The organism is Polynucleobacter sp. MWH-Adler-W8 (genome assembly GCF_001889925.1).
Taxonomy (GTDB): domain Bacteria; phylum Pseudomonadota; class Gammaproteobacteria; order Burkholderiales; family Burkholderiaceae; genus Polynucleobacter.
This window is the reverse complement of the sequence record NZ_LZFI01000013.1, coordinates 1-18,532: the sequence shown is the minus strand read 5'-3', so window position 1 is coordinate 18,532 and position 18,532 is coordinate 1. Positions and strand designations below refer to the sequence as shown.

Genomic DNA, 18,532 nt, shown 5'->3' with positions numbered 1-18,532 from the left:
CGGTTGCGGCACAGCAGGGTGCACTCCGATCTCTGGTTTTATTAATACAACAACGGCCAACCTCAATCCGTTATCAACTACTTCAACGGGTATCACCATCAGTAGCGCTGTTTTTGCTACTGGTGCAATTACGATGAAGGGTGTGGTGCAGGGCGCTTCTGGTGGCGCAGTGTATGGTATTACCGCAGTATCAAACATTACTTCAACCAATGGTGACGTCAACCTAAATGGTGCAACCATTGCGAGCTATGGCATTTACATTACTTCTACCAGCGTAGTGACAGGCAACAATATTACGATTACTGGTACTTCAGTCGCTGCTCCAGCATGGGATTTGCAAATTGGCCCACTCACTATCAATAGCGCATCAGTAGGTGGCAGTATTACCGTCATTGGTAACGTGATTGGGATTCCGGGGGCTGCTCGTGGTATTTATCAGATCGGCGATATTAACGGCGCGAGTGGCTCGAACATTAGCTTTATCTCAAACAACAACATTAGCCAGAACGGCGCGGTTAAATTAGTTGCTAATACCAGTGGTACCTCTGCGAATATTTCTTATGACGCGACTGCGGGTAATAAATTATCGAGTATCACTACCGGCGTTTTAACAATCACAGCGGGATCTACTTCTAACGTTAATTACTCCGTGTTGGCATCTGGATCTGCTATCAATATTGCAAGCGCAATCACCGTTCCCGGCGCTGTAACGCTCGATAATACCTATGGCTGTTCCGGTAACGGCTGTGCACCGGCAGCGGGCTACCTTAATGCCGCATTGACCAACTGGAGTACCTTGGTCACTACCGGTGGTTGTGGCGTTTTGGTCGGTGGCAACATTAGCGGTACCGCCATCACCATTAATGGCATCAATGCAGGCGGCTCTACTGCAAGTGGAGGTGCAGTGATGCTCGCTGCTGGCTTAATCGCTACCAGTGGCAATATCAACATTAATGGCTTAACGACGACTGGTATAGCGGTAGGTAATCTCTATGGCAGCGCCTGGGGCATTACCCCAATTGTGGCCAATAGCGGGGCAGTGAATATCACTGGAACATCGACGACTACGGGTAACGGTGTGGAGCTAGGCCAACAAAATTCGATTAGCGCGAAATCGATCACGATCATCGGCTCTGAAGTTGGTGGAACCTACGCCGTCTACCTCAATACCTTAACCATTGTTTCTGGTGGTACTAATCTGAACGTGACAGGCACTGTAGTAACAAATACCGATACAGGTATTTATCAGACTGGTGCCATTATTGATAATGCGGCCGGATCCAATATTAGTTTTATTACCAACGGTAAGATTAATCAAGGTGGTGCAATATCCTTAGTGGCTAATTCCACCTCTACTGCGGTGAGCGTGACTTACAACACCACTAGCGGCACAAAGGATTCCAGCGTGATCGCAGGTGCACTGACAATTGCAACTGGCACGAACACCACACCCATTAATTACATTATCAAAACAGCTGGCGCAGCTATGAATCCTGCAGCCATTGGCACTTCAGTGACTAATGCACTGCCGGGTTACGTACTGCTGGACAACACTTATGGTTGCGGAACTACAGGATGTACACCGATTAGTGGATTCATTAATACGACGACTGCTAACCTAGCGACACTGGCAACAGCCACTGCTGGCGTAACCATCAACGCTGCCATATATGCCAACGGCAATATTACGGTTAATGGCGTTAGTACTAATAATGCGATTGATTATTCAGTCGCTATTACCTCTACCGCCGGAAGCGTTTCCTTGAATGGCGGCGCAACTACTCAGCGAGGAATTTATAACAGTACTGCCTCCACCATTACAGCCAATAACATCACCATTATTGGAACATCAACAGTTACCCCAGTTTGGGATGTATGGCTTGGTGCAATGACGATTAATAGCGCTGCTATCGGTGGCAGCATCTCAGTAACAGGCAATGTGATTGGTATCCCAGGTGCTGCAGGGGGTATTTATCAGTCAGGCGCTATTGCTGGTGCAAGTGGTTCAAATATCAGCTTTATTTCCAATAACAATATTCAGCAACTTGGTGCAATTTCTTTAGTTGCTAATACAAGCGGTATATACGCCAATATTACTTACGATGTCACTACCGGCAAGAACGCATCAAGTGTTATTGCAGCAGCCTTAAGTATTCCGACCGGGTCTACCTCTGCCATTAACTACATTATTAAAACTGGCGGCGCAGCCATTAATCCTGCTGCTATTGGCACAAGCTTGTTGCCGTTGCCAGGGTATGTGCTTTTAGATAATACCTATGGCTGTACTGGCACTAGTTGCACTCCATACAGTGGCTTTATCAATACCACTACCGCTAATGTATCGACCCTAGCAACAACCTCGGTCGGTGTCACGGTTAATAGCGCTATTTATGCCAACGGCAATATCACGGTGAATGGGGTTAGCTCTAGTAACGCTATTGACTACTCAGTCGCCATTACTTCTACTGGTGGAAACGTTGTTATGAATGGCGGAACAACCATTCAGCGTGGAGTCTATAACAGTGTTGCCTCGACCATTACCGCTAATAACATCACGTTGATAGGCACCTCATCAGCAGCCCCTATTTGGGATGTTCAAGCAGGTGCATTGACAATTAATAGCGCCTCTATAGGTGGCAGCATCTCGTTAACGGGTAACTATATCGGCACCCCCGGTGCTGCAGGTGGTGTTTATCAAAGCGGTGCGATTACTGGCGCGAGCGGTTCAAACATCAGCTTAATCTCGAACAATAATATTCAGCAACTTGGTGCAATTTCTTTAGTTGCTAATACAAGCGGTAATCAAGCCAACATTACCTACGATGTCACTACGGGCAATAAAACCTCTAGCGTAATTTCGGCTGCTTTAAGTATTCCGACGGGATCGATTTCTGCAATTAATTACATTATTAAAACTGCTGGTGCGGCAATTAATCCGGCTGCCATTGGCACAAGCCTATTGCCACTACCGGGTTATGTACTCTTAGACAATACCTATGGCTGCACACCATCAGGCTGCACGCCGGTGAGTGGTTATATCAACACTACCACTCCGAATATTGCGACTCTAGCAACAACTTCAGTTGGCGTCACCGTTAATAGCGCTATTTATGCTAATGGCAACATTACGATCAATGGTATGACCGGTGCTGCAGGTCAAACTGGTATTGATTATTCAGTCGCGGTGACTTCAACCGGCGGAAACGTGTCCCTGAATGGCGGGGCTACTACAGGCCGTGGTGTCTATAACAGCGTAGCCTCAACCATTACCGCCAATAACATCACGATTCTTGGGACGTCAACAGCTGTAGCAGTCTGGGGTGTACAGCTTGGTGCGATGATGATCAATAGCGCTGCTATCGGTGGCAGTATTTCAGTAACAGGTGAAGTGATTGGTATTCCAGGGGCTGCAGGCGGTATCTATCAGTCTGGTGCAATTGCTGGTGCAAGTGGTTCAAATATCAGCTTTATTTCCAATAACAATATTCAGCAACTTGGTGCGATCACTTTAGCAGCTAATGCCAGTGGTGTAGTAGCGAACATCCTCTACAACACTACGAGCGGTAGTAATGTCTCCTCAATAACGACCGCAGCGTTAACTTCTAGCGGTACGTCAACCTCTGCAATCAATTACCTCGTTAAAACCAATGGGGCAGTTATTTCAGTACCGGCAATTACGATTCCTGGATACATCCTGCTAGATAACACTTGCCTAGGTTGTGCCACTGCCGCAACGCCATCAACAGCCGCCGCAAACCTCGCTGGCATTGCGATCACTAGCGCTCTATCTGCAGGAACCCTGGCGGGAACTACCGGCGTCACCATTAATGCCGTAGCTAACGGCACTGGTGTTGGCTTTACACAAGGCGCTAATGCAATTAGCTCTAGTGCAGGTGGCGTAACGATCACAGTCAATGGCCAAACTGGTACGGCTTACTCTAGTTCTGGCAACATCACTGCAACGGGTCAGGCTGTAACGATTGCCACCACCACGACTACTGCAGCTGGTATTAGCGATACCGGCACGATTAGCGGCGGGGCGGTGACTTTAACCAGCACTCAGTCAACATCAACTGCCACATTAACGCCTATTTACATGACTGGGCTGGTTACTGCCAATAGTTTGACAGTAACCGGTACCGGTGGAGCATCAACCACAATCGTCTCCTTAGGTGCCATCACGATTAACGCAGGGGGTGGCAACATTTCAGTGACGGCCAATAATGCCGCCGCAGGAACCAATACGGGCATTACTCAAGCAGGCGCAATTGCTGATAACGCGGTAGGTTCGAGTATTAGTTTCATCTCTAATAACGATATAGATCAAAACGGTGCGATTGCGCTGGTTGCTAATACCGGAACATCAGCTGCCAACATTGCATTCAACACAACGGCAGGTAATAGCGCTACTCTGATTGGTACTGGTACTGTTGCGGTGACTGGTACATCAACAGCTGCCATCAATTTCCTGGTCAAGAGTAACGGCGGCATTATTTCTGTACCTGCGATATCTGTGCCTGGCTATATCCTGTTGGATGATTCCTGCTTAGGTTGCGCTACAGCTACAACGACATCAACTGCAGCTGCTAACGGCGCTGCAATCAGTATTACTGGAGCTCTATCTGCAGGTACTTTGGCTGGCGCTACCGGCGTCACCATTAATGCCGTAGCTAACGGTACTGGTATCGCCTTCAATCAAGGGGCCCTTGCTATTAGCTCATCTGCTGGTGGTGTAACGATTACAGCAAATGGCCAAACTGGTACTGCTTATTACAGTACTGGCAACATCACTGCTACTGGTCAAGCGGTAACCATCGCTACGACAACAACTACTGCAGCAGGTATCAATGACACTGGCACCATTACCGGCGGGGTGGTGACATTAACGAGTACCCAATCTACCGCAGCAGCCACCTTGGTTCCGATTACAGCAACCGGTCTGATTACTGCCAACACCCTCATGGTTACAGGTAACGGCGGGGCATCAACAACGATTGTTTTCTTAGGCGCAATTACCCTCAATGCGGGCGGTACGAACATTACTGTGACAGCTAATAATGCTACGGCAGGTGCTTTGATTGGTATTACCCAGACCGGAGCAATTACAGACTACGCAGTTGGTACAAATATCAGCTTTATTTCAAATAACTACATTAACCAAACTGGTGCAATTACTTTAGTAGCTAATACTGGCACCCCAGCAGCTAATATTATTTACGACACGACGGCAGGTAATAACGGTTCTAAAGTAACAACAGGTGGGTTGAGTGTGGCTGGTACTTCTAGTGCTGCGATCAACTACATCATCAAAACCAATGGCGCCATCATTTCCAGCCCAGCTGTTACTGTACCTGGCTATATCCTGTTAGATGATTCTTGCTTAGGCTGCGCTACAGCTACAACAACTTCAACTGCAGCAGCCAACGGCGCTGCAATTAGTATTACTGGAGCTCTATCTGCAGGATCCTATGCAGGAACTACCGGCGTCACGATCAACGCCGTAGCTAATGGTTCTGGTTTTGGATTTACACAAGGCGCTCTGGCCATTAGCTCTTTAGCAGGTGGTGTGACTATTACAGCAAACAGCCAAACTGGCATTGCTTACTCTAGTACTGGCAATATCACTGCTACTGGTCAAGCCATCACCATTACAGCAACAACAACTACGGCGGCAAGTATTAGCGATACCGGCACGATTAGCGGTGGGGTAGTAACGATCGCTGGTACGCAGTCTACGGCCACTGCCACTGCTACACCAATTACTGCAACCGGCCTTATTACTGCTAATAGCCTCACAGTAACGGGTAACGGTGGGGCATCGACCACGATCGTCTCATTAGGCGCTATTACGATTAATGCTGGTGGTGGCAATATCACTGTGACTGCAAATGATGTGGCAGCAGGGGCCAACACCGGCATTACTCAGACTGGTGCGATTACCGATAACGCGGTTGGCTCAAACATCAGCTTTATCTCAAATAATAAGATTGCACAAAGCGGGGCTATTGCTTTAGTGGCCAATACTGGTGCCCCAGCTGCGAATGTTATTTATGACGCGACGGCGGGTAATAACGCTTCTACCATTGCAACGGGTAATCTGACATTCACTACCGGTACAGGCTCGGTAATTAATTACATTGTCAAATCAGCTGGTTCTGCAATAGCAAACGGCTCAATTGGTACATCGACAGCTGCCTTGCCAGGGTATGTTACTTTAGATAACACCTATGGCTGCACAACGGCCCCTTGTGTACCGGTATCTGGATTTATTACTGCTAGTAATGCATCTACTTTAGCAGCGGCTTCGGCTGGTCTAACGATTGCGAATGCAATTTATACAACTGGAAATATCAACTTAAATGGTGTGTCAAATACAGCATCAGGTGTTACGTATTCAGCGGCATTAAATACTTCAAGCGGTGGAATTAATATTTCAGGTATATCTAGCGGTACTGCAGCTGGCAGCTATGGAATCAACGCCAGCGCTGCAGCGGGAGTTGTCAGTGCAAGCAGTACAACAGCTGGAGTCATTGCCATGAGTGGTAACTCGGCTGGATCCACCAGCCTTGCAATTAGCACCGTGGCTTCTGCAACCATTACTGGCGCATCGGGCGTGTATTTGACTGGGCGAGGGGTTGGTGGCGGAATTACTACTGCTGCTTTAATTAAGAACTCGGGAACACTTGGTGGTTTGACAGTGGATGCGGCCGGAAGTGTCAGCCTTGCTGGTGCTAATAATGCTGGTGTAACCGGCATGCGCATTATTGCTGGCAATGGTATCGCGGCAGGCACCATTACTGGCGGTGATATCACAGCCCTTGGCACTCTCACAAATACGGGCGGTGTCATTGCGATCTCTATGGCTAAGCCTGAAGCCTCCCCTTATGCGATCGCTGGTGCGCTCGGTATCACTACTACGAATGCTGATGCTACAACTAACATCTCTTACGGTATTGCTGGCGGTATGCCTGTTCAACCAGGAAATTATGTCAGCGGAAACTATATTAATTACCGTCAAAAGATCACCAGTACGCTTGTTATCTCTGTAACAATCAATAGTGATTACACCGCCGTTTATGGAGCCGCCTATAACTCCAATGCTGCTAATGATTGGATACAGGCTAATTCAACTGTTAGCTTTACTGGAAGTAGCACCGCGACATTTGGCTTAGCAGCAATCACTAGTGCTTCTAGTGCTTACATTAAATCCGTACTCATATTTAGCCCAACAGTAGGTGGTACAACAGCACTAAACGGAACCAATGCTAATGCAGTTCAAACTAACACAGCTCTAACGTCAACGAGTATTTCCGCATCTGATGGTTCAACTGTTACTGTGATTCCTGCTGGCCATAAATACACCATTACACCTGCAGTCCTAGGTATCGCAGTTTCTGGTGTTTATAACGGCACAACTACCTTTACTAGTGCTAATTCCACAATTGCTACAACTGGACTTGCAGCTTGGGACACTATTACTTCAGTAACGGCAAGCTCTGCCAATGCCAATGGCGCCAGTACTTATGTCACAGCAATTGGCGGTACTGCCAGTGTTGGCAGCTTCTCTGCAAGTAACTATTTAATTGATGTAAGTTACAACGGCTCTTTATTAAGCGGCTTACCAGTCAATGCTTCCCAAGTAACAGCAACCAATAAAGTCAGCATCACACCTGCACCATTAGGTATCACGGTGAGTGGGGTATATAGCGGTACTTCTACGATTACGCCAACGGCTTACACAGTAACTGGTCTGGTGAATAGCCAAAACATTACCGGCATCAGCGCAGCAACAGTCAATAATATCAACGTATCTGCCAATAACAGCAACTACGTCACCGCGATTACTACTAGCGGTGGTACTGCTTCCATGAGCAACTACAGTATTACTCCTGCTTACAACACGCTTGCTGGAAATACTCAAAATACCGTCACTCTCACACCAAAATCATTAACAGTGACGGGTATTACGATTGGCGCTAAAACTTATGACGGCACGACAAGTGCATCAGTCACCGGCGGATCATTAGTTGGTCTTGCCTCAACTGATACTGCAAACGTGACCTTGGCCCAATCTGCTAGCTTTGCTTCTGCTAACGCTGCTAATAATGTTGCGCTCATAATGGTAGATAGCATTACTGGGTCAGCGAGTGGCAATTACACTCTCGTTCAGCCAACCGGTATTACTGCCAATATTGCTCGCAAAGCAATTACTGTTGGTGGCACCTCAGTAGCGGCCAATAAGGTTTATGACGGCTCCACAAGTGCTTTAGTGACTGGCGGAACACTATCTGGCGTCATTACAGCCGACTTAGCTAACGTGAGCCTGACTCAAAGCGGTACGTTTGCACAGAGTAGTGTAGGCAACGGAATTAGCGTAGTAGTGAGTACTGCTATTGCAGGAACTGCAGCCTCAAATTACGTAGTAACTCAGCCAGCCAATCTGACCGCCAATATCACGCAGAAAACCTTGACAGTCACTGGCACCGCTATCACTGACAAAGTCTATAACGGCCTCACCTCAGCGACGGTTACTGGCGGAACGCTAGTTGGTGTAGTGGGTTTAGATGCAGTGAGTTTGACTCAAGCCGGCACATTTGCTTCTGCTAATGTGGGTAGCTCAATCGCAGTAACGATGGGTGATAGCATTTCTGGTGCTGCTAGTGGTAACTACACCTTGGTGCAGCCTGCAGCGATTACTGGCAAGATCACGCCCGCACCATTGGGAATTTCAGTAGCAGCTACCTATAGTGGTAGCACGACGATTGTTCCGGCGACATTTGCAGTAACTGGCTTAGTTAATGGCGAAACCATTACTGCGCTCTCTAGCGTAGTACTTGATAGCATGAACGTTAGTGCTAATAGCGCCAACTTTGTGCGCTCTATTGCTATTAGTAGCGGTACTGCATCAGCCAGTAACTATGCATTTGGCACTGTTGCCAGCACAACCGCAGGTAATCGACTCAATACCGTTGCCTTAACAGCAAAAACATTGACCGTTACTGGCACGCTGGCAGATAAAAAATCCTATGACGGCACCACTAGTGTCAATGTATGGGGCGGTACTTTAGTTGGCGTGATTGGGGTAGATGTTGTTAATCTTTCACAAGCGGGTGTACTCAATAGCCCGAACGCAGGTTCATCTATTCCTGTTACGGTAACGGATACTATTTCTGGATTCTCAGCTGGCAACTACAACTTAGTGCAGCCGACTGGCGTTACCGCACTCATTACCCCTAAGATCCTGACTGTGAGTGATGGTACGGTTGCCAACAAGGTATATGACGGCACTATCAATGCCAATATCACGGGCGGCTCTTTAGTTGGTGTGCTGTCGGGAGACACAGCTAATGTGATCTTGACCCAGACTGGCCGTTTTTCTTCTCCAAACGTCAGTAACGGCATCATCATTATTACTACCAATACGATTGCGGGAAGTGCAGCAAGTAACTACAGCTTAGTTCAGCCTACTGGCATTACTGCGAACATTACTCCGGCTATGTTGGGTATCTCCGTAGTAGGTGTAGCTAATGGCACTAATACCATTACTCCAATCTCCTTCACGCTGAGTGGCTTAATCAATGGTCAAACCATTACAGGTCTCAGCAGTGTATCTGTGAAGAGTTCGAGTATTTCTAGTAACGGTAGTAACTTTGTGACCGGTATTGTGATTTCAGGTGGTACCGCCTTAGCAACGAATTACGCGTTCTCGCCCTCCTATAATTCCACCGCTACTACGTCCCAGAATATGGTGACTTTAGTCGCTGCCAATCAAAAGATTTTGACAGTGACTGGTCAGGTTGCCACAACGAAAGTGTATGACGGCACAACCACTGTCACTATTACTGGTGGTACCTTGGTGGGCGTCACACCAGGGGATACCGTAAGCCTGGTCCAAGCTGGATCATTAGTGAATGCCAATGTCAGCAGCTCGGCCTCTGTGATTTTGAGCGACTCCTTAACTGGTGCTAATGCCGGTAACTATATTTTGATTCAGCCTACTGGTATTACTGCGATTGTGACTGCTGCACCTTTAGGAATTGCGGTTACTGGCGTCTACAACGGCACAACCACTATTACTCCAACCGCGTTTACTCCCACAGGACTTGTCAATGGTGAAACCATTACCGGGCTTTCTAGTGCAACTGTAAGTAATGCCAACGTAGCGAGCAATGGTAGCAACTTTGTTACTTCCATTGTGAGTAGTGGCGGTACTGCACTATTGAGTAACTATGCAATTACGCAGAGTTATAGCGCAACTGCAGGCAATACTAAAAATACAGCAACCCTGACTACTAAAGCGTTAACGGTAGGCGGTATTTCAGTAGCGGACAATAAAGTCTATGATGGAGCTACTGCAGCAACAATCTCCGGTGGTTCATTAGTTGGAATTATTGGTTCTGATGCAGTGACACTCAATCAGTCTGGCACTTTTGCGCAAGCTAACGTAGGTAGCGCTATTGCCGTTGCAGCAACTGACTCCTTAAGTGGTGCTGCTGCAGGTAATTATTCATTAGTTCAGCCAACAGGCCTAACAGCCAACATCACCGCTAAGACCCTGACAGTCGGTAGTCTCGCAGTAGCCAATAAAGTCTATGATGGATTAAATGCGGCAACGGTGACGGGTGGTTTATTAATTGGCTTAGTCGGTGCTGATGGTGCTAACGTTACCTTGAGCCAGACCGCAACTTTTGCTTCTATTAATGCTGCTAACGGCATTGCAGTGACATCTACAGCTAGCATTGCTGGAGGTGCTGCTAGTAATTACACTTTAGTTCAGCCAGCAGCAATAACGGCCAACATCACACCAAAAGCATTAACAGTGACGGGTACAGTAGTTTCTAACAAGACTTATGACGGTACTAACGCAGCAACAGTAACCGCAGGCGCTTTAAGTGGTGTGATTTCTGCAGATACTGCCAATGTGATTCTTACTAGGGCGGCAAGCTTTAGCTCAAGCAATGCTGGTAGCGCTATTCCGGTAACGATGAGCAATAGCATTAGTGGTTCAGCAGCAGGGAACTACACATTGACTCAGCCTTCTGGTATCACTGCCAATATCAGCACTAAAGCATTAACGATTACAGCTGCAAACGTCAGCAGTACATATGGCACGACTACCGCCCTAGGTACTAGTGCATTTACACAGTCAGGCCTTGTCACAGGAGATGCTATTAATGCAGTGACCCTCCAATACGGTGGTAGCAACGCTGTTGGTGCTAGCGTCAATGCCGGCACATACACTGGCGGTATTGTGGCTAGTTCTGCTACAGGTAGTGGTTTAAGTAACTACGTTATTAGTTATGTGGCGGGTAATTTAACGGTAGGGCAGGCGACAATCACTTTGGCACCAACAACCCAAAGTGCGGTCTATAACGGTAATGCCGTTAATGCGACTACCTTCTCAGCCACAGCAGCTAACTATACGGTCACTGGTTATCTGAATACCGATTCAGCAAGCAATGTGCCGTTGAGCTTTACAGGTAGCCTTGGCTTTACTGCCAATGGCTCTACCGCAACGATTCAGAATGCGGATACCTATGGCTATAGCGCAGGAAATCTAGCTATTACGACTACCAATACCAACTACCGCGTGGTGCTTGCTGGTACCTTAAGTAATCAATATGTGGTGACTCCAGCGACAGTCAGTTTGACTGCTAGTAAGGTGTTTGATGGCACGACTACCTTTACCGCTGGCCATGCCGGCACTACCTTAACGGTGACCACTGGCGTTGGCTCCCAGACACTCAGCATTAACGGTAGCGCAAATGCAAACAGTGCTAACGTGGTTGGCGTCAGCAGCCTTAATACTAATGGCCTGTCTTTGGTTGACGGCACTGGCTTAGCTAGCAACTATGTCTTACCTGCAAGCACAGGCAGCGTGGCGATTACACCGAAGGCTATTGCTGTCAGCATTGCTAATCAAACGAAGGTCTATGACACCACTACCGCAGCAACCTTAACTGCAGGCACTAGCTCAACAGATGGTTCATACGTATTGACAGGCTTTATGGGTAATGATGGCGCATACATTACGCAAACAGCGGGTAGCTATAACAATGCCAATGTAGCTAGTGCAACAACTGTCACAGCTGCAATTGGATCCGCGTATGTCATAAAGGGTAATACAGTTCTATCTAATTACACATTACCTACCACCGCATCAACTGCTGTAAATGGTGCCACCATTACTAAAGCGCCATTAACGATGACGGCGAATGATATTTCCACATTTATAGGTGTGGCCCCAGCAAATATTGATTCACAGTATCAATTAACAGGCCTTTTGGGTGCTGATACTTTAAGCTCAATTAGCAATCCTACTGTTACTTATATGGCTGGCTTAATTAATGTTGCAGCCATTACGCCTAATGCCTTAACTCCAAGTGCTGGATCTTCAAATTACAATTTGACCTTTATCAAAGGTTCATTAGTAGTTGCAAATAACTATCAAATGATAGTTAATGCAGGTAGCAACACTACAAGTTATGGTGTTGTAAATTCCTCTAATGCTAGCTACCTTGGTAATGCGCTCTCTAGCAGCAATTATGTTACAGCTGGGTACTGTACTAACTGTGGCGTTGGCGTGACTTCTCCAGTCATTATTAACTTGACGGTTGCCGCTCCAGCTGCTGGTAGCAATGTTTGGACTGCAGCAGATTCCTTGGGTGTTGGGTCTGCGCAGGGTAAATATAGTTTTGTGATTTCGCCGACTATTAATAGCGGATCTTATAGTGCTGGTGGAAACCTGAATGTTGGTAACTATGTGTTAACAGCTAGTTCGCTACAGCCAGTCGTCGGATACACAAGTCGTATCAATCCAGCGGATACTATCTATAACGTTGGTTCCCTGAGCGTTACCCCTAAAGTAATCACGGTTACTGGCACCTCAGTAAGCAATAAAACCTACGATGGCACCAATTTAGCGAGTGTAAGCTCTGGTCAATTATCTGGCCTGGCTACTGGTGATCAGGCTCATATTGCTTTGGTACAGTCTGGTAGCTTTGCTTCTATCAACGCGGCCAATGGCATTACGGTCAATATTCTAGATAGCCTGAGTGGTACGGTTTCTGCTAACTATGTATTGACTCAGCCGACTGGTATTACTGCCAACATTTCTGCTGCTCCAGTGACAATCAGTGGCTTATCAGCTGCCAGCAAGGTATACAACGCTAATACGAGCGCAACCTTAAGCGGTACCCCAACCATTATTGGTCTCTTGGGTAGTGATACGGCGACCGTGACGGGTTCTGTGACTGGTGTATTCGCTGATGCCAATGCCGGCACTGGTGTCGCTATTACCGCTAATCTAACAAGCATTTCGCTATCAAACAATAACTATTCTATTGCTGGCTTAACAGCACCATTAAGTGCTGATATCACTCCAGCTCGCATTACGGTGAGCGCTGCTAAAACCTATGACGGAACCAGTTCGGTATCAGCAAGTCAAATGTCCATTGCGGGTGTAGCAGGGCAGACCCTTGTATTTACTACGGGTAGCACAGGTACATTAACTAATCCAAATGTAGGCTCAGCTGCCTTTGCTGGTTTAAATAATGCAGCATTGGCCGATGGAACAGGATCAGCTAGCAACTACACCCTAGTAAATCCAGTCTATTCAACTGTAACCATTACGCCTGCAGCAATTACCGTTGGGGTAGATAGTCTAACTAAGGTCTACGATAGAACCGTCAGTACAGCCTCCACTACGGTTGCTCCGTCCTTGGTATTGAGAAGTGGATCCCTATTTGTCAATGAAGCTACTGCGTCCCAGGATGCGCTTTCAGGCGGATCGTTTGTTTACGCAGATGCCAATGCTGGCAGCAATAAAACAGTTAATGTATCGAATGCCAGCGTAGTGAGTGGCTCTGCAACATTGACGCAAAACTACAACATCACTTATCAAGCTAATACTACAAGCACTATTGAGAAGGCAGCGATCATTATTGGTGGCCTATCAGCGTCTAATAAGACTTATGACACGACTCGTGCTGCAGTGTTAACGGGTACCCCAGTGATTTCGTCTGGTTTAGTTGGTATTGATACCGCGACCCTCTCTGGCGCAGCACTATCCGGAACCTTTGCTGGTTCTGATGCAGGCACTTGCATTGCAGTAACAGCAAATCTAGCGAGCCTTGCTCTTTCAAATCCAAACTACTACGTAGCAGGTGTCGCGAGCCCACTGATTGCCAATATTGCTGCTGCACCAGTCACTATTAGTGGTTTAACAACGGCCAATAAGATCTACGACACAACTACTACTGCAATTTTGAATGGCGCTCCAACGGTTGCTGGTCTACTAACAGGAGATAGCGCTTCGGTTAGTGGAGCGGTAAGCGCAGCGTTTGCTAGTGCCAACAAGGGTAATGGTCTGGTGGTCACCGCCGATCTGAGTAGCCTCACACTCTCAAATAGCAATTACTATATTTCAGGGGTAACAACCTCCTTATCGGCCAATATTACAGCCGCACCAATTACGATCGGCGGACTATCAGCAAGTAATAAGATTTACGATGCTACTAGAGTAGCGGCATTGGCGGGCACACCAGTTATTGCTTCTGGTTTATTGGGTAGCGATTCTGCTACTTTGGGTGGAACAGCAACTTCCGGCACCTTTGCCAATGCAAATGTCGGAACCGCTCTTGCAGTGACTGCCGACCTTTCTGGCCTGACACTTACAAATAGCAACTACTACGTAGCGGGGATTTCTAATGCTTTAACGGCAAATGTTGCCGCAGCACCAGTGACTATTAGTGGCTTAACAGCAGCCAATAAAGTGTATGACACTACCACTGCCGTTAGTTTGAGCGGCACCCCAATAGTTCATGGTCTTTTGTTATCGGACAGTGCAAGTACAAGCGGTACAGTTAGCGCTGCTTTTGCGAATGCTAACGTCGGTACAGCTGTAGGAGTGACGGCAAACCTAAGTGGCCTCACGCTCTCCAACACAAACTACTATATTGCGGGGGTCACAACCGCTTTGGCTGCCAACATTACAGCAGCACCACTTACGGTGACAGCTGACAATAAAGTGATGATCTATGGATCATCTACGCCAGCATTAAGCTATACCTTCAGTGGTCTGGTTGGCGCTGATGCTGCTTCACCATTAAATGGGGCGATCACTACTAATGCCTCATCATCTGCATCGGTTGGTAATGCCTACACAATTACACAAGGCACCTTAGCAGCAACAGGTAACTATCAAATCACCACCTTCAATGCCGGTAACGTCACTATTAACCCGCGCCCGGTTACGGTGGTCGTGGATAGTGGGCAATCTAAGATTTACGGTAGCGCAGACCCAAGTGCTTATACAACGACAATACAAGCAGAGGGTATTAACGTTGGTTTATTAAGCGGTGCAACACTTGGTGGCAGTTTAGCGAGGGCCAGCGGTGAAAATGCCGGCACTTATGCTGTTACCCAGGGTACCTTAGCTAGCGCCAACCCAAATTACGCTATTGCCTTCACAGGTGCTGATTTTGCAATTACTCCACGTTCCATTACGATCACTGCAAGCAGTAATCAAAGCAAGGTGTATGGTAATGTGGATGGAACGCTTGCCTATACCGTGACATCCGGATCTTTGGTAACCAGGAATAGCGTTACAGATACCTTGAGTGGTTTGTTATCGCGTGCTAGTGGCGAGTTGGTGAATAGTTACAATATTACCCAGGGCACGGTTACAAATACGTTAAACCCAAACTACAACATAAGTTTTGTTGACTCTGTATATCAAATAACCCCTCGTGCGATTACCTTAATCGCCAATACTGCAACAAAGGTATATGGCACTAGCGATCCAAGTCTTGGTGTAACGCTTACTTCAGGAACATTGGCAACTATTGCTGGTACGACAGATTCTTTAGCGTCTGTTTCTGGTACCTTAACCCGTTCTGCTGGTGAGAATGTGGGTGCCTATAACGTATTGTTAGGCAGTGGCACAGGGACTGGTAGCGCTGCATCGAACTACAACATTACATTCAGCAACACCAATGCTGCCTTTAGCATCACCAGAAGAGATGTAACAGTGACTGCAGATGCAGGCCAGGCTAAAGTCTATGGCGCTGTTGACCCAGTATTAACAGCTAGCATTCAGTCGCAAACAGGTAGCATTGGGCTAGTCTCTGGGGACGCATTGATAGGCACTTTAGCTAGGGCTACTGGTGAGACTGTTGCAAGTTACGCCATTAATCAAGGCTACTATAGCAATGCCAATAATGCTAACTACAACATTATTTTTGTACCGGCTAATTTTGCTGTTACTAAGAGAGCAATTACATTAACTGCGAATACCGCAACTAAGGTTTACGGCACTAGTGATCCAAGCCTTGGCGTGACCCTGACTTCAGGAACATTGGCAACTATTGCTGGTACGACAGATTCTTTAGCGTCTGTTTCTGGTACCTTAACCCGTTCTGCTGGTGAGAATGTGGGTGCCTATAACGTATTGTTAGGTAGTGGGGCAGGGGGTGGTAGCGCTGCATCAAACTACAACATTACCTTTATTGCCAACAATCAAGCAGTGACGATTACACCTGCTACATTAACTGCTACCGGCAGCATGGCCTATAACGGGCTAGCGAACTTCTCTGGAGGGGATTTAGTCATTACGGGAGTCCTAGGTCAGACCTTTAGCGCCTCAGGTTCAGCGGTAATGGTCAGTAAAAATGTGCAGTCCAATCAAGCCTTGATTGATGTAAGCCAATTAGTCTTGACTGGTAATGCTGGTGCATTAAGTACAAACTACCTTCCTTTGAACATTGGTAATACCAGTGTTTCTGTAACACCACGCAGTGTTTCTTTGACTGCGCCAACCATTAACAAGGTCTACGATGGTGGTTATACCTATGTATTAACGGCATCTGATTTAGCGGCCATGAATGGACAGCTTTCAGGTTCGGACACTTTTAATGCTGCTTCGGCCATTTTCTCTGGGAATAATGCCAACGTTGGAACAGGTAAGGTGGTATTGCTTAATCCAGCAACCGTAGTAATTAATGATGGTAATTCTGGCCATAATTACACCGTCAGTTATGTCAATTCCACAGGCAACATCACGCCAGCGCAGTTGTATGTCACTGCTGCAAATGACGCTAAATTCTCAGTCCAGGCCGATACCGCTGGATATGCTGGCGCCCTCTACAAAGGTTTTGTTAACGGTGAGTCCATTGCTAACTTGCCAGCAGGTCAGCAGACGTTGGCGATTAGCCGTAGCGATGCCACCAATAATGCAGTCGGTAACTATACGCTTACACCGAGTGGTTTAGGCGCTAGCGGTGCAACTGTTGGTAATTATCAAGTGAACTACATCAATGGCACTTATAAAATTCTAGGTGCGCAAGATTTATTAATTAGAGCGAGCTCAATATCTACCTATGGCACAGCCCCGGTGTATACATTTACCGCCCAATACTTAGCGGCCGATGGAACAAGCCTATCTTATGTTGGTGGATCTGGCCTTAGCGTAGCGCCAGTCAACCTTAGCTCTACTGGATCTGCAGCATTTACACTGAACGATGGGTCGGGTACTTTAACTGCAGGATTGGTTCCGGTAGCTGCTGGTACGAGCGCATCGGGTAATACTAATGCAGGTCAATATAACGTTGCTGCAGCAACTGGCTGGAGTAAAACGGGTAGTAGCTTCCAAAATCTAGTGGTAGTCGGCACATCGATTGTTAGCCCATTAGTGATTACCACCCCAAGCTTGAGTGGTGCATCGATCTCGAAGGTATACGATGGATCAGCAGTTGTCAGCTCAGCTGTCACGAATTTGATGACTGGCTCTTCACAGTTGATTGCTGGCGATGCCGCCACTTTATCGGCTAGTGGTGTTTATGATAATAAGAATGTAGGCGCTGGTAAGACGGTTACCGTGAACTTTGGTATTTCTGGCAACGATGCTGCAAATTACACTTTATCGACCAGTCAGATTTCTGGCGCCTATGGCGCCATCACCCAACTTGCTTCTGTCACTTATATTGGCCCAGTTGGTGGTGATTGGGCTACTGCGAGTAATTGGGCCGGTGGGGCGATTCCTGATTTATCCAACGTCGCCAATGTCATTATTCCTACTGGTGCATCAGTAACTTATGGTGCTGGTGTTGCAGGTCCGGTTACAAGCCAGGTCACTGCTAATGGCGCACTTAATTTAGCCAATGCGGGGGCGGCAGTTTCTTTAGGTGGCATTTCTGGTTCCGGATCTATTGCACTTGGCCCTAATAGCCTCACTTTATCTAATGCTGCGAGCGGTAATTTTTCAGGCGCTATCAGTGGCAGTGGTGGCTTGACTGTTGCGGGTGGTACACAAACTTTGTCTGGCACTAATACCTATACCGGTAACACTGCAGTAGATCTTGGTGCAACTCTGATTATTAGTGGAGCAGGTACTTTGGGGGGTGGTAACTATGCCGGAACAATTGCTAATAATGGCTCACTTGTTTACGCCTCATCTGCATCTCAAACATTGAGTGGAGTGATTTCGGGATCTGGTTCACTGACTGAAAGGGCTATTCCTACTGGCGCCCCTGTA

Annotated in this window: 1 protein-coding gene; it reads left to right on the top strand. The window is 47.2% G+C overall.

What is annotated here, in order from left to right; genetic code table 11:
* Positions 1–18,532 (top strand): YDG domain-containing protein (locus tag AOC28_RS11435; RefSeq protein ID WP_072583984.1); only part of this gene is annotated, 18,532 nt, incomplete at both ends.